The sequence below is a fragment of the Pseudomonas orientalis genome (assembly GCF_001439815.1).
Classification (GTDB): Bacteria; Pseudomonadota; Gammaproteobacteria; order Pseudomonadales; family Pseudomonadaceae; genus Aquipseudomonas; species Aquipseudomonas orientalis.
The window spans coordinates 855,953-872,370 of the sequence record NZ_JYLM01000001.1 but is presented as its reverse complement, the minus strand read 5'-3'; the positions used below and the strand labels follow the sequence as shown (position 1 = coordinate 872,370).

Annotated in this window: 17 protein-coding genes; 11 read left to right on the top strand and 6 right to left on the bottom strand. The window is 61.5% G+C overall.

Going from position 1 to position 16,418, the window contains the following annotated elements:
* Positions 1-2: 2 nt before the first annotated feature.
* From nuoN to TU82_RS03850, 3 genes are all read left to right on the top strand, one after another.
* On the top strand, positions 3-1,466 hold the full coding sequence (gene nuoN / locus TU82_RS03860) for an NADH-quinone oxidoreductase subunit NuoN (RefSeq protein ID WP_057721779.1): 1,464 nt from the start codon (positions 3-5) through the stop codon (positions 1,464-1,466).
* Between the two features lie 236 nt (positions 1,467-1,702).
* Positions 1,703-2,053: a type II toxin-antitoxin system RelE/ParE family toxin gene (locus TU82_RS03855; protein ID WP_057721912.1), complete on the top strand. Its 351-nt coding sequence runs from the start codon at positions 1,703-1,705 to the stop codon at positions 2,051-2,053.
* On the top strand, positions 2,043-2,357 hold the full coding sequence (locus TU82_RS03850; RefSeq protein WP_057721778.1) for a helix-turn-helix domain-containing protein: 315 nt from the start codon (positions 2,043-2,045) through the stop codon (positions 2,355-2,357). The genes TU82_RS03855 and TU82_RS03850 overlap by 11 nt, the downstream gene beginning before the upstream one ends.
* A 237-nt stretch (positions 2,358-2,594) precedes the next feature.
* Here the strand turns inward: TU82_RS03850 and TU82_RS03845 are convergent, their stop codons facing one another.
* Positions 2,595-3,347 (bottom strand): outer membrane beta-barrel protein, encoded by a 753-nt coding sequence (locus tag TU82_RS03845; RefSeq protein WP_057721777.1) that lies wholly within the window; start codon positions 3,345-3,347, stop codon positions 2,595-2,597.
* Positions 3,348-3,578: 231 nt separating this feature from the next.
* Between TU82_RS03845 and TU82_RS03840 the strand changes: the two genes are divergently transcribed.
* Positions 3,579-3,815 (top strand): DUF6555 family protein, encoded by a 237-nt coding sequence (locus TU82_RS03840; RefSeq protein ID WP_057721776.1) that lies wholly within the window; start codon positions 3,579-3,581, stop codon positions 3,813-3,815.
* A gap of 29 nt (positions 3,816-3,844) precedes the next feature.
* Here the strand turns inward: TU82_RS03840 and TU82_RS03835 are convergent, their stop codons facing one another.
* On the bottom strand, positions 3,845-4,054 hold the full coding sequence (locus TU82_RS03835; protein ID WP_057721775.1) for a DUF6021 family protein: 210 nt from the start codon (positions 4,052-4,054) through the stop codon (positions 3,845-3,847).
* Positions 4,055-4,068: 14 nt separating this feature from the next.
* Complete coding sequence (locus TU82_RS03830; protein ID WP_057721774.1) at positions 4,069-4,248, bottom strand: hypothetical protein; 180 nt, start codon at positions 4,246-4,248, stop codon at positions 4,069-4,071.
* Positions 4,249-4,362: 114 nt separating this feature from the next.
* Here TU82_RS03830 and TU82_RS03825 point away from each other — a divergent pair, with 114 nt between their 5' ends.
* Positions 4,363-4,884, top strand: coding sequence for a DUF3087 family protein (locus TU82_RS03825; RefSeq protein ID WP_057721773.1), 522 nt, complete (start codon positions 4,363-4,365; stop codon positions 4,882-4,884).
* Positions 4,885-4,911: 27 nt separating this feature from the next.
* Here the strand turns inward: TU82_RS03825 and TU82_RS03820 are convergent, their stop codons facing one another.
* Positions 4,912-6,276 (bottom strand): MFS transporter, encoded by a 1,365-nt coding sequence (locus tag TU82_RS03820; protein WP_057721772.1) that lies wholly within the window; start codon positions 6,274-6,276, stop codon positions 4,912-4,914.
* Positions 6,277-6,472: 196 nt separating this feature from the next.
* Positions 6,473-7,354 (bottom strand): Dyp-type peroxidase, encoded by an 882-nt coding sequence (locus TU82_RS03815; RefSeq protein WP_057721771.1) that lies wholly within the window; start codon positions 7,352-7,354, stop codon positions 6,473-6,475.
* Positions 7,355-7,492: 138 nt separating this feature from the next.
* On the opposite strand from TU82_RS03815, the gene TU82_RS03810 reads away from it, so the two are divergent.
* The gene (locus TU82_RS03810) at positions 7,493-9,109 is read left to right on the top strand and encodes an NADP-dependent glyceraldehyde-3-phosphate dehydrogenase (RefSeq protein ID WP_057721770.1); all 1,617 of its coding nucleotides are present in this window, start codon (positions 7,493-7,495) and stop codon (positions 9,107-9,109) included.
* Between the two features lie 257 nt (positions 9,110-9,366).
* Positions 9,367-10,428, top strand: a complete 1,062-nt coding sequence (locus TU82_RS03805; RefSeq protein WP_057721769.1) for an FUSC family protein — start codon at positions 9,367-9,369, stop codon at positions 10,426-10,428.
* A 167-nt stretch (positions 10,429-10,595) separates the two neighbouring features.
* Here the strand turns inward: TU82_RS03805 and TU82_RS03800 are convergent, their stop codons facing one another.
* Positions 10,596-11,348, bottom strand: a complete 753-nt coding sequence (locus tag TU82_RS03800; RefSeq protein WP_057721768.1) for a TetR/AcrR family transcriptional regulator — start codon at positions 11,346-11,348, stop codon at positions 10,596-10,598.
* Between the two features lie 353 nt (positions 11,349-11,701).
* On the opposite strand from TU82_RS03800, the gene TU82_RS03795 reads away from it, so the two are divergent.
* The 4 genes from TU82_RS03795 to TU82_RS03780 are packed head-to-tail and all read left to right on the top strand — an operon-like array spanning position 11,702 to position 16,313.
* Entirely contained in the window at positions 11,702-12,409 is a 708-nt protein-coding gene (locus TU82_RS03795) for an ABC transporter ATP-binding protein (RefSeq protein WP_057721767.1), read from the top strand.
* Positions 12,406-13,605, top strand: a complete 1,200-nt coding sequence (locus TU82_RS03790; protein ID WP_057721766.1) for an ABC transporter permease — start codon at positions 12,406-12,408, stop codon at positions 13,603-13,605. The genes TU82_RS03795 and TU82_RS03790 overlap by 4 nt, the downstream gene beginning before the upstream one ends.
* The gene (locus TU82_RS03785) at positions 13,598-15,076 is read left to right on the top strand and encodes a TolC family protein (protein ID WP_057721765.1); all 1,479 of its coding nucleotides are present in this window, start codon (positions 13,598-13,600) and stop codon (positions 15,074-15,076) included. The genes TU82_RS03790 and TU82_RS03785 overlap by 8 nt, the downstream gene beginning before the upstream one ends.
* A complete protein-coding gene (locus TU82_RS03780) occupies positions 15,066-16,313 on the top strand; it encodes an efflux RND transporter periplasmic adaptor subunit (protein WP_057721764.1) in 1,248 nt (415 codons plus the stop codon). The genes TU82_RS03785 and TU82_RS03780 overlap by 11 nt, the downstream gene beginning before the upstream one ends.
* The last annotated feature ends 105 nt before the right edge of the window (positions 16,314-16,418 follow it).

Here is a 16,418-nt window from a genome sequence, read left to right as displayed (position 1 = left end):
CTATGGAATTCACGATCCAACACTTTATCGCGCTTGCGCCGCTGCTGATCACCAGCCTCACCATTGTGGTGGTGATGCTGGCGATCGCCTGGCGCCGCAATCATTCGCAAACGTTCCTGCTGTCCTGTGCCGGTCTCAACCTGGCCCTGCTGTCGATTATCCCGGCCCTCAAGGTCGCGCCGCTGGCGGTTACGCCATTGATGATGATCGATGACTTCGCGTTGCTGTACATCGCGCTGATTCTGGTCGCGACCCTGGCCTGCGTCACCCTCGCCCACGCTTACCTTGGCGAAGGCGGCACCGGCTACCCAGGCAACAAGGAAGAGCTGTACCTGTTGATCCTGCTGGCGGCGGCCGGCGGTATCGTGCTGGTCAGCGCGCAGCACCTGGCCGGCTTGTTCATCGGCCTGGAACTGCTGTCGATCCCGACCTACGGCCTGGTGGCGTACGCCTTCTTCAACAAGCGCTCGCTGGAAGCCGGCATCAAGTACATGGTGCTGTCGGCCGCAGGTTCCGCGTTCCTGTTGTTCGGTATGGCCCTGCTTTACGCCGAAGCCGGCAGCCTGAGCTTCACCGGTATCGGTCACGCCCTGGCCGCCACCAACAGCCCGGCGCCAATCGCCCAGTTGGGCCTGGCGATGATGTTGATCGGCCTGGCGTTCAAGCTGTCGCTGGTGCCGTTCCACCTGTGGACCCCGGACGTGTACGAAGGCGCCCCGGCGCCGGTGGCCGCGTTCCTGGCAACTGCCTCGAAAGTGGCGGTGTTTGCGGTGATGGTGCGTCTGTTCCAGATCTCCCCTGCCGCCAACACCGGCGTGCTGAGCGACGTGCTGACCGTGATCGCCATTGCGTCGATCCTGTTCGGCAACCTGCTGGCGCTGACCCAGAACAACCTCAAGCGTCTGCTGGGTTATTCGTCCATCGCCCACTTCGGCTACCTGCTGATCGCCCTGGTGGCGAGCAAGGGCCTGGCCGTGGAGGCCATCGGCGTGTACCTGGTCACCTACGTGATCACCAGCCTCGGCGCGTTCGGTGTAATCACCCTGATGTCCTCGCCGTACAAAGGCCGTGACGCCGACGCCCTGTACGAATACCGCGGCCTGTTCTGGCGCCGTCCGTACCTGACCGCCGTGCTCACCGTGATGATGCTGTCGCTGGCGGGTATCCCGCTGACGGCCGGCTTTATCGGCAAGTTCTACATCGTGGCAACCGGCGTCGAAGCCCACGAGTGGTGGCTGGTTGCGTCCCTGGTACTGGGCTCGGCCATCGGCGTGTTCTATTACCTGCGCGTGATGGTCACCCTGTACCTGATCGAGCCAAACCTGCGCCGTGTGGATGCCGAGCTGCATTGGGAACAGAAGGCAGGCGGCGTGATGCTGCTGGCCATCGCCCTGCTCGCGTTCTTCCTGGGCGTGTACCCGCAACCGTTGCTCACCCTGGTGCAGCATGCGGTGCTGGGGGTTTGATCGCTTAGGTTGATGCAGTCAACAGAACGGCGCCTTTGGGCGCCGTTTTGCGTTTGCAAGGCCTGTTTTTTCCCTTCCCTGCTCGCTGACTTTTCCTTCTTGATATACCTCCTCCTCTGGCATCTCCCCGCTGGAAAGGGCCCTATGGTGTTTGCGTTTTAAGAAAGTTCCCACAGCTGGGCCGCTTGACCCAGAGCGAGTGGGCCACCAAACTATACGCAGGCTACGTAGAGAATATGGATGCTCTATTTATCGAACTGCCGCCCTTCGAGCGGCATCGCAAGGACTATTTGAGTGACGAGCTTTTCCACGGTTTTCAACAGGAGTTGATGAAAAACCCGCAAGCAGGAGACGTGATCGAGGGAACGGGAGGGTTACGCAAGGTTCGCTTCGTCGATGAGCGACGAAACAAAGGCAAACGCGGTGGCCTGCGGGTCATTTATTACTGGTGGTCAGGCGGCACGCAATTCTGGTTATTCACTTTGTACGGCAAACACGAACAGAGCGACCTGGCACCGCAGCACAAGAAAGCCCTTAAACACATGCTGGACAGGGAAATCAAAGCGAGAATACACAATGAAACGTGACATCTTTTCCGAACTGGTCGAAGGCTTTGACGCCCTGGCTGATGAACGCCAGGGCAAAATCACCCTGCGCACCCACAAAGTCCACCTCAACAAGCTGGCGCCACTCACCGCTGACGAGGTGATCGCCGTACGCCAGCAACTCAACCTGTCCCGCGCGGTATTCGCCATGTACCTGCGTACCAACACCCGCACCCTGGAGAACTGGGAACAAGGCCGGGCCAAGCCAAATGCACAGGCAGCCACGCTGATACGGCTGGTGGCGCGTTTTCCCGAGACCGTGGCGCAACTTGCCGCACTGGGCTGACCTGCAACCGCTGTCTCGTACTGGAATAGGTTTACACCCTGTTTACATGATCGTTCCGACGCTCTGCGTGGGAATGCCACTCTGGACGCTCCGCGTCCTGCCTTCAGAGAGAAATCAGGCACTTGCGCAATGGTGACGCAGAGCGTCACGGGATGCATTCCCACGCGGAGCGAGGGAACGATCAACAGTTAAAAAAACGCCCCGAAGGTCCGGGGCGTTTTTTACGGTGCAACAGTGTCAGAACGCGATACCGACCTTGAAACCATACTCATCACGCTTGAGCTTGGTATTGTCGGCCACATAGGAATCGTCATCGAGCTTGTATTCGGTGCGGGTGTAGTACAAGCCCGCCATCACCGGCAGGTTACCCTTCTGGTTCATCAGCAGGCTGACTTCGGCGTAAGGGTTGGTGCGGTCCTTGAGGTCCACACTGTCGCTGCCGACGCCGTCCACCTTGAGTCTGGCGCGGCCATCGATGGTATGACGGGCGCCGGCTTCAACGCGCAGGGTCATGTCATCGAACTGGTGGTTGTAGCCCAGGGCCGCCTTGGCGAACGGCGACTTGTTGGTGAGCTTCAGGTCGTAGCCATTGGTGTCCGGCTCATAACGGGTCCAGGTGTAGCCACCGCCGACGATCACGTCGACGAAGTTGCGTGCGTCCAGGGCGGCACGCCAGCCGAGGTCGAGGTCGGCCTGGCCCTCCTTGAGTTTGTTATCACTTTTCTCACCGTACTTGGCCTCGATACCGGCCTGGTAAATGAAACCGGATTCGGCGGTGAGCTTGTTGCCGAAGTTGTAGAAAAGGCCCGCCTCGGGCATGTGGTCCTTGTCGCTGTCGCTACCGCCTTCAAGTTTGAAGTCGTTATAGCTGCCGAGGATCCCGAAGGTGGAAATCGGGTCGGTGGACGGTGCCGCGAACACCACGGTTGGCGTCGCCACCAGGGCCAGCCAAGAGGCGTTCTTGAGGAATTTTCCGAATAGTTTGGACATCGTTTACTTCTCCATTTTTGAGTGGGCAAAGTATTCAGGAATCGGTTCGAACCTTGGCGCCAGCAAAAAGTTCGAACGAATTTGCACCAAAATGGACAAGAAACGGTTCAGCGAAGGCTCTAGCGCAATACTCTTGAGGCGCCACTCTGCCGCGCCTGGAGGCGAATTGTGATTTTGAATGAACCTTTACGCGCGCCAGCCTATCCATCTATAACAAGACAGGGAGGCAACATGAGTACCGCTAAAATCTACACCATCAACTATCAATTACACGGTAAACCCAAGTCTTTCGTCGTGCGCGCCGAGGTGATGAACAGTACCGAAGCCTGGCATTGGGCGGCCGTCGATGCCGATATCGCGCACGTCAGCCGCGTTGGTCGCGTGGGGCACGAGCAGGTGAAAAAAACCACCCGGCCCTGGGCGGAAAAATACGGCATCACCGACGTGAGCTGGAACCCTCCAAAATAAACAAAGCCCCGCACATGGCGGGGCTTGGTTCACTTCTTCAAGTCGCCCAACGGATCGTAGGGCGGCTTTTTTTCCGCTTGCTTTTGTTTGTGCTGCTTTTTCTCGTCCAATGGCGCAACGGCCGGGCCGATGGGATCAACCTGCGGGTCAGCCACATCCGGTGAATCGGGATCGAATCCCAGCTCATCCTTGCCAGTGGCATGTTCGTCGGAGCGCGGGCCGTTCGGGGGATTGCTCATAAAGACCTCCTTGCTTACAGCGGACGGGCTTTGTCGTGGAGGTTTTCCAGGTCGTGTTCGGCCTGTTCCACGTCGTCGTTGTTCTGGCGCTCGGCCGGATCGTTAGGGCGCAGCGCATCGTTATCGCGCTCCTCTTCACCGGGCGTGCGATCGGGATCGGGCGTGCCGGGCGGCGGTTGCTTGTGTTCGGACATGATGGCTTACCTCATGATGGCTTCAGGGGTTTAGAGAAAACACCATTGACCATCGTTCAACTTGATTGCTTGAAGCATGAGAAGATGGCCTCCCGTGCTGGAGACCTGACCCGAATGTTCGAACTCAAACCCTGTGACCCCGCCCTCTATCGAAAGCAAACCCGCCGCAGCACGCTGATTGTTGCCGTGGTATTCCTGGCCCTGGCCATGGTGCTGTCGAGCCTGGCGGTGATGCTGTTCGGTGAGCCTGGCGAGGACAACTTTCGCTTCAATGTCGGCGGTGTATTTGCCGGGGTATTGATCACGGTCGGTTTGGTGCGCGGCCCCTTCTGGCGCCAGCCCTGGCTGGCACCGGCGGTCTACGGCTGGCAGCTCAAGCGCAGCCTGATGAGCGTGACCAATGTGATGCACAAGGTCAGCGAACGGGTACAGGCCGATGATCCGAATGCTATCAAGGTGTTGCGTTTCTACCACCTGGGACTGACACAGATGCATGCCCTGGACGCCAATTCCAGCGCCCAGGCGCAACGGGTGGGTGAGGTCGAGGCACACAAGGCCAGAATGCAGGCGTTGGGGATCGATACCGAACAAGCCCGCCTCGATCCGGCCTGGCTGGAAAGCCTCAAAAACCGGTGAGCATTGCGTGTGCGCCAGCCACAAGCGCTAAACCGTTCGTTTATAGGGCAATAAACGCAGGCCACTGGCGACAGCGCCCACCAGCGCGAACACGCAACCCAGCCACAATGCCGAGACCGGGCCACTGTCCACAAACAGATGGAAACACAAGGCGACCAACGATGCGCCCAGTGTCTGGCCCAGCAACCGCGAGATCGCCACAATGCCACTGGCCCCGCCGCTGCGCGCCAAAGGTGCGCTGGTCATCAGCGCCTTGAGGTTGGGCGACTGGAAAAAACCGAAGCCGGCGCCACACAAGGCCATGCGCCAGCCGATATCGAAGGCCGAGGCATCATTGCTCAGGGTTGCCAGCGCAGCCATGCCAACGCTGAGCATCAGCAAACCAATGCCACACAGCAGGCCCAGTGACACGCGGTCAGCCAGGCGTCCCGCCACCAAGGCCATGACAGCCACAACGGCCGGCCACGGCGTCATCAAAAAGCCGGTCTCCACCTGGCTGTGGCCCAGCGCCGACTGCAACAGGAACGGCAACGCCACAAACGCCAGGCCCTGGGCACTGAAGGCGCAGATCGCCGTCAGCGAAGACAGCGCAAACACCGGGCGCTTGAACAGGTCCACCGCCAGCATCGGCGCCGGATGCCCGGCCTCGCGGCGCAGCAGTAAAGCGCCAAACACCAGCGCGAGCGCGATGAGCCCCAGGGTCAGCGCGCCCCGTGCGCCATGCACGGCGGCGCCCAACCCCAGCACCAGCAAGGCGAACAACCCGGCACATAACAGCGCCGCCAACCGATCAAACGCGTGCCCGGTGATCGGCAACGTCGGTAACGAGCGCAGGCCCAGGCCCAAGGCGAGCAGCCCCAGTGGCACATTGATCAGGTACAGCCAATGCCAGCTGGCCACTGAGAGGATCGCCGATGCGGCGGTGGGCCCCAGGGTGAACGCCAGCCCCACCACCAGCGAGTTATAGCCCAGGCCACGCCCGAGCATGTTCGAGGGGTAGATATGCCTGAGCAAGGCGGTGTTGACGCTCATCAGCGCGGCCGCCCCCAGGCCCTGTGCTACCCGTGCGGCGGTGAGGGTCAGCAGCGAATCGGCCAGCCCGCACAATAACGACGAAACGATAAACAGCAGCAACCCGCCGAGGTACACGCGGCGATGCCCCAGCACATCGCTCAGCGAAGCAAACGGCAGCACGGTTGCAATAATCGCCAGTTGGTAGGCGTTGACCACCCAGATCACCGACGCCGAGTCAGTCCCGATACCCTGCGCCAGTGTCGGCAAGGCGGTATTGACGATGGCAGTGTCCAGCGTCGCCATGCCGATCCCCAGGGAAAGGGCAATCACGGCCGGTAGGCGTTTATCGAGGGGTAGCCCATCGGTAACAGGAGACATGAACAATCCGCACGGGTGGCAGGGGCGCCTAGATTAAGGCCAGTGCGGATTTTTTTCAGCGCTCATTGGCATGGCTGTCAATTTTTTCATGTTTGCCATGGCTGGCCGGGCGCGCACTTCTCCTTGAGGCTTTATGTGGTCGCTGTCAGGTGGTCAGCGACCATAGCTCGGTTCCGGAAATCTCAGGGGCGAGCGATCATTTTTGGACTGGCGCAGCCTGAGTGGTCGCATTCAGATCCAAACGCCCTTCTTTCAACGGCGGGCACCAATAATAACCACCGGTCAACGGTGTGCTGATGCGATACAAACCATCGACGATCCCGTCTTCCAGTCCACTCATGCGGCGCAGTTGCGCTTCGAATGCGTCGAAGGAATGGCCAAACGCGAGAAACATCAGCCCTGCCTGGCCGTTCTCTGCCCATGGCATCGAACGTCGCACAACGAACGCCTGCGGGGAAAAGCTTTCCTGGGCGGTGCGCTTGGTGTGGGCGGATGCGGGGGCGTCGTCAAGTTCTTCGTTGTCGCCATGGCGGCGGCCGATGATGTGGTCGCGCGCCTGGGCAGGCAGCGCAGCGAATCCGTCGAGGTCGTGCTGCCACTGCTGGATGGCCGCGAAGCTGGCGCCGCCGTGTGTGAAGGCCGCTGCGACGGCGGCGTCGTCATGAGGGTTCTCGGTGCCGTCCTCGTAGTCGGTCAGGTCGAAGCCGGTCTTGTAGCGAAAGCCTTCGGTCATCTGTACCAGGCGCAACGCCGGCGCCAGGGCTTTTTCGAACGCGCGGCTGCGCAACAGCAATTCACCACGGTCCACGCCATGCAGCCATACCCACAGGGCCTGTTGCGTGGACGGGTTATGCGCGCCCGGGCCGCTGACGGCCGGGAAGCTACGCAACCCTTCAATGCCTGCGCCCAGCGCGGTTACCAGGGGCTCGCCGAAACCGACCACCGCCGCTGAATCCGTCAACTGCACCAGCGCGTCCAGCGCTGCGGGCAAGGCATCCAGGGACTCGAGGGCAAAAAACAGATGGCGTGCCTGCAACGGCACCGGTGCGGCAAGAATGCCCGGCTGGTAGTGACTCATGTGAACTCCTTCAAGAAAGCCGCGCAGTTTATCCCGAAGCCCCCGCAATGCGCAGGAGAAAGCGCGCAAGCCTTGCCACAGAGCCCTGGTATGGGTGACTCTCTAGTCATGTTTTGCAACTATTCCAGGGGTAGCGCCATGACCACCAGCAACCTGCTCACCGAGCTGTTTCCTTCCACGCTCGCCGAAATCCCCGAGCAATTTCGCCTGGGTGCGCCGATTGAACAGCGTGATTATCTGGTCGATGGCCAGTTGCGGGTGTGGAATGGCCCGCTGGCCCGCGTGCAGAGCCCTGTGCAACTGGGCGACGAACGCGTGTACATCGGCAGCACGCCGCTGCTGGACGCCGAGACCGCCCTCACCGCCCTCGACGCCGCCGTGCGCGCCTATGACCGGGGCCAGGGCGAGTGGCCGACCCTGCGCGTGGCGGAACGCATCCAGCATGTGGAAGCCTTCCTGCGGCGCATGCGCGAACAGCGCGACGCGGTGGTCAAGCTGCTGATGTGGGAGATCGGCAAGAACCTCAAGGACTCACAGAAAGAGTTCGACCGCACCTGCGACTACATCACCGACACCATCAACGCCCTCAAGGAGCTCGACCGCCGCAGCAGCCGCTTCGAGCTGGAGCAGGACACCCTTGGGCAAATCCGCCGCGTACCCCTGGGCGTGGCGCTGTGCATGGGGCCTTACAACTATCCGCTGAACGAGACGTTCACCACGCTGATCCCGGCGTTGATCATGGGCAATACCGTGGTGTTCAAGCCGGCCAAGCTCGGCGTGCTGTTGATTCGCCCGTTGCTGGAGGCGTTTCGCGACAGCTTCCCGGCCGGGGTGATCAACGTGATCTACGGCAGCGGCCGCGAAACCGTGAGCGCGCTGATGGCCAGCGGCAAGATCGATATCTTTGCGTTCATCGGCACCAACAAGGCCGCCAGCGACCTGAAAAAGCTGCACCCAAAACCTCACCGCTTGCGCGCCGCATTGGGCCTGGATGCGAAAAACCCGGGCATCGTGCTGCCCGAGGTCGACCTCGACAACGCGGTCAGCGAAGCGCTCACCGGCTCGCTGTCGTTCAACGGTCAACGTTGCACCGCGCTAAAGATCCTGTTTGTGCACGAGGATGTGGTCGACAGCTTTATCGAAAAATTCAATGCCAGGCTGGCGACGTTGAAACCCGGCATGCCCTGGGATGACGGCGTGGCGCTGACCCCGCTGCCGGAAGTGGGCAAGGTGGATTACCTCAACGAGCTGGTGGCCGATGCCGCACAGCACGGCGCCCGGGTGGTGAATGCCGACGGCGGTGCGAGCCGTGGGTCATTCTTCTACCCGGCGGTGCTGTACCCGGTGAACCCGCAGATGCGCGTGTACCACGAAGAACAATTCGGCCCGGTGGTGCCGATCGTGCCCTACCGTGACCTGGAGACGGTGATCGACTACGTACTGGACTCGGACTTCGGCCAGCAACTGAGTCTGTTCGGCACCAACGCCGTCGAAGTCGGACGCCTGGTGGACACCTTCGCCAACCAGGTCGGCCGGATCAATATCAACGCCCAATGCCAGCGCGGGCCGGACACCTTTCCCTTCAACGGGCGCAAGAACTCGGCCGAGGGCACGTTGTCGGTACATGATGCGCTGCGCGTGTTCTCGATCCGCACCCTGGTGGCGACCAAGTTCCAGGAGAGCAACAAGGCGTTGCTCGGCGATATCCTGCGCAACCGTGACTCGAGCTTTATCAGCACCGACTACATTTTCTAAGATCACCTCGGTCAAAATAGGTGGGAGGGGCTTGCCCTGATGCCAGTCAGTTAAGGCTTTCTGTAGGAGCGAGCTTGCTCGCGAAAACTCACAGGCATCGCGTTCATTCAGACAGCACGCGTTATCGTTGACGTTTTTCGCGAGCAAGCTCGCTCCTACAGACGGCGGTGTCGCTTGACTGACTGACATTAGAGCAAGCCCCCTCCCACATTGGATCGGGTTTGCCCTGACTCATGAATGAGGCCCCCTTAATACCGATGAACCTGCCCATTTTTGCCCGGCGCCTGCTGCGCCCCCTGCTCGACCCGTACCGGCGCTATCGCCACGCCAAGCTGATCCACGCCGTGCGCGTGTCCATCGGCTTACTGGCGACGATCCTGCTGACCACCGGCCTCAACCTGCCCCATGGCGAATGGGCGTCGGTGACCATGCTGATCGTGATCGGCGGCTTGCAGCACCACGGCAATATCGGCAAGAAAGCCGTGGAGCGTGCCTACGGTACGCTGATCGGCGCCAGCGTCGGTCTGCTGCTGGTAGTACAACAGGCCTATTTCGGCCAGCCCTTCCTGACGTACCTGCTGATGTCCGCGGTGTGCGGGTTCTTTTCCTACCATGCCATCGGCAAGGGCGGCTATATCGCGCTGCTGTCGGCGATCACGGTATTTATCGTGGCCGGGCACGGCGACAACCCGATCTCCGATGGCCTGTGGCGCACCGTCGACATCCTGATCGGCATCGCCCTGGCCCTGGCGTTTTCCTTCGCCCTGCCGCTGTATGCGGTGTACTCGTGGCGCTACAGCCTGGCCAGCGCCCTGCGCGATTGCGCGGCGATCTACAGCCGCATCATCAATGGCCAGTCGGTGACCGACGATGAACACCTCAAGCTGCTCAACCGCTTGAACGCAGCGATGCTGCAACTGCGCTCGCTGATGCCGTCGGTGTCCAAGGAAGTGCGGATTTCCATGACTGAGCTGGACAAACTCCAGCGCCATCTGCGGATGTGCATCAGCACTCTGGAGATTCTTGGTAATACCCGACCGGACCCGCGTGATGAACAAGCCAGCGCGCGCATGCGCCTGACGCTCAAGACCGAGCACCGGCAGATCCGGGTTCAGTTGGTGGGCATGGCACGGGCGCTGAAATCAGGCGTCACCGAGCGTCTGGACCGCCCCCAGAATACCAGCGCTGTCCAGACACCGCTGGATGCTCCCGTTTACAGCGCGCTGGACGGTTATCGATTGTTGACCGTGCAACTGGCGGCCAATGTGGATCAGATGCGGCAGCGACTGGCGAAAAGTGCCCCTCGCTGGAAAATTTAGCGTTCGCCATGGGCGTCAGTTTGGCTGCGTTAAGGTATTCACACTTTCTCTTACATATTTTTCACGTTTTATTCACAAGCCGGAACGTAGTGTGAAGCCTCATCCGTTACAAACGTTGCATATCAAGCCCGCCGCCCCAGCGGGCTTTTTTTTGCCCCGGATTTGAACTAGCGCGCCACCTTGGCAGCCGGTGCCGTCGCCTGCTCACGAATTGCCCGCTGAGTCTCCAGTACTTTGGCCAAGGCGATCTCGGCCTCGGCGCTTTGCTGCGGTACCCGGATCGCCGCCGACACCAGGGTGATCAGCTTGGCCATTACCTCGGCGTCCGTGGCCGGGCGACCCAGGCTCATGGAGTTCATCAGCAGGCGCAATTCAGTGCCGGCCATCACCCCGGAAATCGCCTTGAGGGCAAATTGCAGGCGCACACCCAGTTCGTTGCGCGGCAGATCCGGCAATGCCAGGGCAAACGCTTCGAAGAAACGCTGGAACACCGGCTGGTAATGGACCTTGAGGTATTCCTGGATAAACGGCGAGGTGTCGCTGTAGACCCGGCCCAGGAAGCGAATGAATGAACGCCCTTCCCCGCTGGCGGGATCGCTGCGCTCCATCCCCATCGCGGGGGCAAACAGCACGCCCAGCAGCGTGTCGCAGTCGAGCGGGCCGTCGGCTTCGGCTTCACAACGCGCCAGCAACTCCAGGCGTTGCTCATTGAGCGGCTCGAGGCGCTGCATCAAGAGGGTTTTCATCAGGGAATCCTTGTCCCCGAAGTGGTAGTTCACCGCGGCCAGGTTGACCTGGGCGCGCTCGGTAATCTGCCGTAATAAAACGGCGTCATATCCGTACTTAATAAAGAGCGCCTCTGTCGCGTCCAGCAGTCGAGTCTTGGTAATGTTTGGAGCGCTGAGTTTCTTCGCGGCCATAAGAGTTCCACGGGGGGAAATATTGTTTTAAAAAATATTTTGATTTTTTATACCGGGGCCTACGATCGAAAGCAAGTAATGACACGGTGCCATATAGACCGAAGCCGTTGCGTATCGCGACATCGAGGGAGGCCAACGGCTTTTTACCCATTGCGCGATGCGCCAGAAGACCTCGTTTCCATGCATCAAACCGCTCTAAATCCGCCGCTGGCGAAGCGGAATGAACGCGGTTAGTATTCAAACAACTTTTTAAAAACAAGAAATTAATGAGTTCCTGACGGGCACCGGCAGCTTCCCAACTTGTTACAAAGATTTACGGGACAGCGCCGCACCGTTGAGACGCCAGGGTAGTCATGATCACAGAGCCCCCCGCGCACCCCCACTTGATTTCCTTGCAGGGCATCGGCAAAAGCTATCAGCTCGCCGGGCAACACCTGTCCATTCTCAATGACGTCTGCCTGTCCATCGCCAGCGGCGACAGCTGCGGCATTCTCGGCGCGTCCGGCTCCGGCAAAAGTACCCTGCTCAACATCCTCGGCCTGTTGGATCTGCCCAACTGCGGCCAGTACCGCTTCGCCGGTCACGATATTTTCAACAGCAGCCCCGATCAACTGGCGGCGATCCGCAACCAGCAGATCGGTTTCGTGTTCCAGAGCTTCAACCTGCTGCCGCGTCTGAGCGCCCTCGACAACGTCGCGCTGCCTCTGAGTTATCGCGGCGTATCCCGCCATGAATCGGTGGAACAGGCCTTGCGCATGCTTGACCAGGTCGGCCTGGCCGAGCGCGCCCACCACCGCCCGGCCGACCTGTCCGGTGGCCAGCGCCAGCGCGTCGCCATCGCGCGGGCCCTGGTCGGCAAGCCCTCGGTGATCCTCGCCGACGAACCCACCGGCAACCTCGACAGCAGCACCGCCCAGGACATCATGGACCTGCTTCTGGCGCTCAATCGCGAACAGCAGGTGACGCTGATCATCGTCACCCACGATGCGCACATCGCCGAGCGCCTGGAGCGCAAAATCCTGGTGCGCAACGGCGTGGTGCACGAGGCAGAGCGCCTATGAGCCTGCGGTTCGAACAGAGTCTGAGCCAACTGCTGCATGAAGCGTTCATCAGCCTGCGCACCCTGGGCAAACGCTCGGTGCTGGCTTTGCTGGGTATCGTGATCGGCAGTTCGTCGGTGGTCGCGTTGATCAATATCGGTCATAACGCCGCAGTGGATGCCGCGATGATTTTCAAGGACATGGGCACCGACACCCTGATCGTCCAGTTCCCGCCCAAAGGCAGCGGCAACGTGCCGATGCGCACCCGGCTCGACCTGGACGCGGTGCGCCAGGCTATACCGGGCATTGCCCACATCGGCGCGCTCAGCCTGTTCAGCGGGCCCATCGTGCTCCATGGCCGCACCGCCAATGCCAACTTCGTCGGCAGTACCCCGGATGTGCAGGCCGCCATGCGCCTGGTGGTGCGCGAGGGGCGCTTCCTGTCGGCCTTCGATGCCAACCAGACCTATGCCGTGATCGGCGACCAGGTCGCCCAGGCACTCGGCACGCCCGGTGAACCGCTCAAACCGGGTGACCGCGTGCGCATCAATGACTACCTGTTCCTGATCATCGGCATCCTGCAGAACCAGCCACGGGCGATGCTGATGCCGGTGCAGGCCAATGAATCGCTGTTCATTCCCGCCGAGGGCATGCGGCGTATTTTTGCCAACCCGCAGATCAACAACGTGATCATCCGTGCCCAGCCTGGGCAGGACATGGAACGCGTGGCACGGGATGCCGCCGCCGCGTTGCAACCGCAACTGACCGAGCACAACGTCGACATCACGGTGCCCCAGCAAATGATCGATGGCATGACCCGCCAAAGCCGCACCTTCGCGTACCTGCTGCTGGCCCTCGGCGCGATTTCCCTGGTGGGCGGCGGCGTCGGGGTGATGAATGTGATGCTGATGAACGTTTCCGAGCGCCGTCGCGAAATCGGCATTCGCATGGCCCTGGGCGCTCGGCAGCGGGATATCCGCAACCTGTTCCTGCTCGAAGCCGTCACCTTGACTGCCGTGGGCGCGTTATGCGGCGCGGTACTGGGCATGACCGCCGCCTGGCTCTACGCCTGGCTGTCGGGCTGGGTGTTTTCCCTGGCGGTGGCCGCCCTGCCCCTGGGGGTTGGCAGCACATTGCTGGTGGGTTTGTTCTTTGGCATCTACCCGGCGGTCTCGGCCTCACGCCTGCAGCCGGTGGAGGCCTTGCGCGATGAATAAATGGCTCCTGCTGCTGGCGCTGATCAGCCTGCCCGCGATGGCCGCCGAGGTGGTGATCAAGCCCTCGGCGCCCAGTACCACCCGCAGCGGCTATGACCGGGGTGTATCGCTGAATGCCCAGGTGACCACCTTGACTCTGGGCGACGCCGTGTACCTGGGCCTGCGCAACAACCCGGCGATCCGCAGCGCCTACCTGCAGCGGGTCGCGCAGAAGTTCGACCTGCGGGTCGCCGAAGATGTGTTCAACCCCAAACTCACCCTCAACAGTTATTACCGGGGCACACGCGGTTCCCAGGACAACGCGCGCAACGCCAACCTGGCGCCGTCCACCAGCCTGCTCGGCGAATACGGCACCCGCCTGAGCATGGCCTGGACTCAGCAACTGAACAACGCCGACCGTGCCGGCCGTTACCGCAGCGACGGCCTTGACCTGGCCATCATCCAGCCGCTGATGCGCGGTGCCGGCTGGGACGCCACCACCGCGCCGCTGCGCCTGTCGCGCCTGGCCGAACAGGCCAACCGTCTCAACCTCAAGGCCACCGTGGCGCAAACCATCAGCCAGATCATCGCCACCTACCGCGAGTTGCTGCGGGCCCAGGAGCAACAGGTGATCGTGCAGGATGCACTCCAGCGCTCCAACACCTTGCTGGAGGTGAACAAGGCATTGATCAGCGCCGGGCGCATGGCCGAGTTCGAGATCGTGCAGACCGAAGCCGACATCGCCACCCAGCAATTGGGCGTGGAGGAAGCCCGGAACCAGCTCGATACCAGTCGCCTGGCCCTGCTGCGCCTGCTGGCGTTGGACTTGTCGACACCGATTCGCGCCACCGAGGCCCTGGAGGCCAGGCCCATGGAAATCGACAAGCGCCAGGCGCTCAACCTCGCGCAAACCCAGCAACCGGAATACCTCGCCGCTCTGCTCGGCAGCCAGCGGGCCGATCTCAATCTGGTGATCGCCAAGGATTCCGGACGCTGGCAAGTGGACCTGGTGGCGGGCGCGAACCAGGTGCGCGACGCGAGCGACAGCGACAATGGCCGCGCCCATAACCGCAACTGGGACAGCTACGCCGGCGTGCAGGTGCAGATCCCCATCGGCGATATCAGCACGCGCCAGGCCGAAGTCAGGGCCCGGGTGGATGTCGAGGACCAGGAAATCCGTATCACCGACGCCCGCCAGGAACTCGAGCGCAGCGTCAACGATGTGGTGCGCGACCTCGGCACCCGCTGGCGCCAGTACGAAATCGCCCAACGCGCCGTGGACCTGTCGCGACGCAAGATCGAGATTGAACGGGAAAAACTCAGTGCCGGGCGCTCCACCAACTTCCAGGTGCTGAGCTTCGAAACTGACCTGCGCAACGCCGAAAACGCGCGGCTCAATGCGCTGATCGCTTATTTGAACGCTCAGACCCAGCTGGACTTGACGCTGGGCATGACCCTGGAAAGCTGGGAAATCGCCCTCAATGACTACTAATCGCAAACGCCTGCTGGGCGCCGTGTTGATCCTGCTGGTGGCGGGCGTCGGGCTGGCACTGCGGCCCCCTGCCGAAAGCCCGGCCACCGCCGGTGAACAGTGGCTGGCGGTGAAGCCCGACCCGTTGGTGCATCAGATCGGCCTGGTGGGCAAGATCGAGCCCGACACCACCGTTACGCTCACCGCGCCGTTCGACGGCAATGTACTGGCCAACCTGGTCGAGCAAGGCCAGCGCGTCGAGGCCGGCCAGGTGCTGTTACGCATGGACCCGGCCACCCTCGAAGTGCAACTGCGCGACGCCCTCTCGGCCCAGCTCAAGGCCCGGCGCACCGTGCAGGAAATGCAGGACTGGGACAGCAGCGCCGCCGTCAGCCGCGCGCGACGCAGCCTGCGCACCGCAGAAATGAACGCCGGCAATACCCGGCGCAAGCTCACCGAAAGCGAAAACCTGTTCAAGCGCGGCATCATCCCGCGCAACGAACTCGACGACCTCAAGCAACAGACCCAGCAGCAGCAACTTGACCTGGCAGCGGCACGCAGTGAACTGCAACAGGCGCTGGAACAGGGCCAGGGCGAATATCGACAGATCGCCGATATGGAACTGACCAACGCCACGGTCAAATACGACGCCCTGCACAAACTGCTCGAAGGCAAGGAGGTCAAGGCGCCCTTTTCCGGTATCGTGGTGCCCGCACCCGGCAACAGCACTTCATCCCAAAGCGGTGTCAGCAACAACGCACCGGTACAGGCCGGCAGCAAGGTCAGTCAAGGCCAGGTGTTATTCGGCCTGGCCAATATCGAACGCTTGAAAATCGTCGCCAAGGTCTCCGAACTGGACATCAATCAACTGCATCAGGGCCAGGCGGTGGAGGTCATGGGGGATGGTTTTGACGGTGAGCGACTGACGGGTTCGGTGAGCGTGGTCAGCGGGTTGGCGATCGCCAATGACAGCCAGGGCAGCGCGCAGTTTCCGGTGACGCTGTCGATCCCCCGGCTCACGCCGCAGCAGGTGCAGCAGGTGCGCCTGGGCATGAGCGCGCGGCTGACCATTGTGACGTACAACAATGCGCAGGCGATTGTGGTGCCGAGCGCGGCGATCGGGCCCGATATGACGGTTGAATTTCGGGAGTCGATGGACAAGCCGGTGGAGCGGGTGAAGGTGACAACCGGGCAATCGACGCCCCAGGGGGTTGAAGTGTTTGGCCTCAAGCCTGGACTGGTGAAAATCTCAAAATAAACAGAGATCCAATGTGGGAGGGGGCTTACCCTGATGCCAGTCTGTAGGAGCGAGCTTGCTCGCGAAAAACATCAACGATAACGCGTGCTTCCTGAATGAACGCGG

Bases quoted from the DNA above. Each gene is read 5' to 3' on its own strand.
- TU82_RS03830 (WP_057721774.1), bottom strand. From the start codon at position 4,248: ATGTCCGAACACAAGCAACCGCCGCCCGGCACGCCCGATCCCGATCGC.
- TU82_RS03815 (WP_057721771.1), bottom strand. From the start codon at position 7,354: ATGAGTCACTACCAGCCGGGCATTCTTGCCGCACCGGTGCCGTTGCAG.
- TU82_RS03845 (WP_057721777.1), bottom strand. From the start codon at position 3,347: ATGTCCAAACTATTCGGAAAATTCCTCAAGAACGCCTCTTGGCTGGCC.
- TU82_RS03840 (WP_057721776.1), top strand. From the start codon at position 3,579: ATGAGTACCGCTAAAATCTACACCATCAACTATCAATTACACGGTAAA.
- TU82_RS03855 (WP_057721912.1), top strand. From the start codon at position 1,703: ATGGATGCTCTATTTATCGAACTGCCGCCCTTCGAGCGGCATCGCAAG.
- TU82_RS03850 (WP_057721778.1), top strand. From the start codon at position 2,043: ATGAAACGTGACATCTTTTCCGAACTGGTCGAAGGCTTTGACGCCCTG.
- TU82_RS03795 (WP_057721767.1), top strand. From the start codon at position 11,702: ATGATCACAGAGCCCCCCGCGCACCCCCACTTGATTTCCTTGCAGGGC.
- TU82_RS03810 (WP_057721770.1), top strand. From the start codon at position 7,493: ATGACCACCAGCAACCTGCTCACCGAGCTGTTTCCTTCCACGCTCGCC.
- TU82_RS03800 (WP_057721768.1), bottom strand. From the start codon at position 11,348: ATGGCCGCGAAGAAACTCAGCGCTCCAAACATTACCAAGACTCGACTG.
- TU82_RS03825 (WP_057721773.1), top strand. From the start codon at position 4,363: ATGTTCGAACTCAAACCCTGTGACCCCGCCCTCTATCGAAAGCAAACC.
- nuoN (WP_057721779.1), top strand. From the start codon at position 3: ATGGAATTCACGATCCAACACTTTATCGCGCTTGCGCCGCTGCTGATC.
- TU82_RS03785 (WP_057721765.1), top strand. From the start codon at position 13,598: ATGAATAAATGGCTCCTGCTGCTGGCGCTGATCAGCCTGCCCGCGATG.
- TU82_RS03805 (WP_057721769.1), top strand. From the start codon at position 9,367: ATGAACCTGCCCATTTTTGCCCGGCGCCTGCTGCGCCCCCTGCTCGAC.
- TU82_RS03780 (WP_057721764.1), top strand. From the start codon at position 15,066: ATGACTACTAATCGCAAACGCCTGCTGGGCGCCGTGTTGATCCTGCTG.
- TU82_RS03835 (WP_057721775.1), bottom strand. From the start codon at position 4,054: ATGAGCAATCCCCCGAACGGCCCGCGCTCCGACGAACATGCCACTGGC.
- TU82_RS03790 (WP_057721766.1), top strand. From the start codon at position 12,406: ATGAGCCTGCGGTTCGAACAGAGTCTGAGCCAACTGCTGCATGAAGCG.
- TU82_RS03820 (WP_057721772.1), bottom strand. From the start codon at position 6,276: ATGTCTCCTGTTACCGATGGGCTACCCCTCGATAAACGCCTACCGGCC.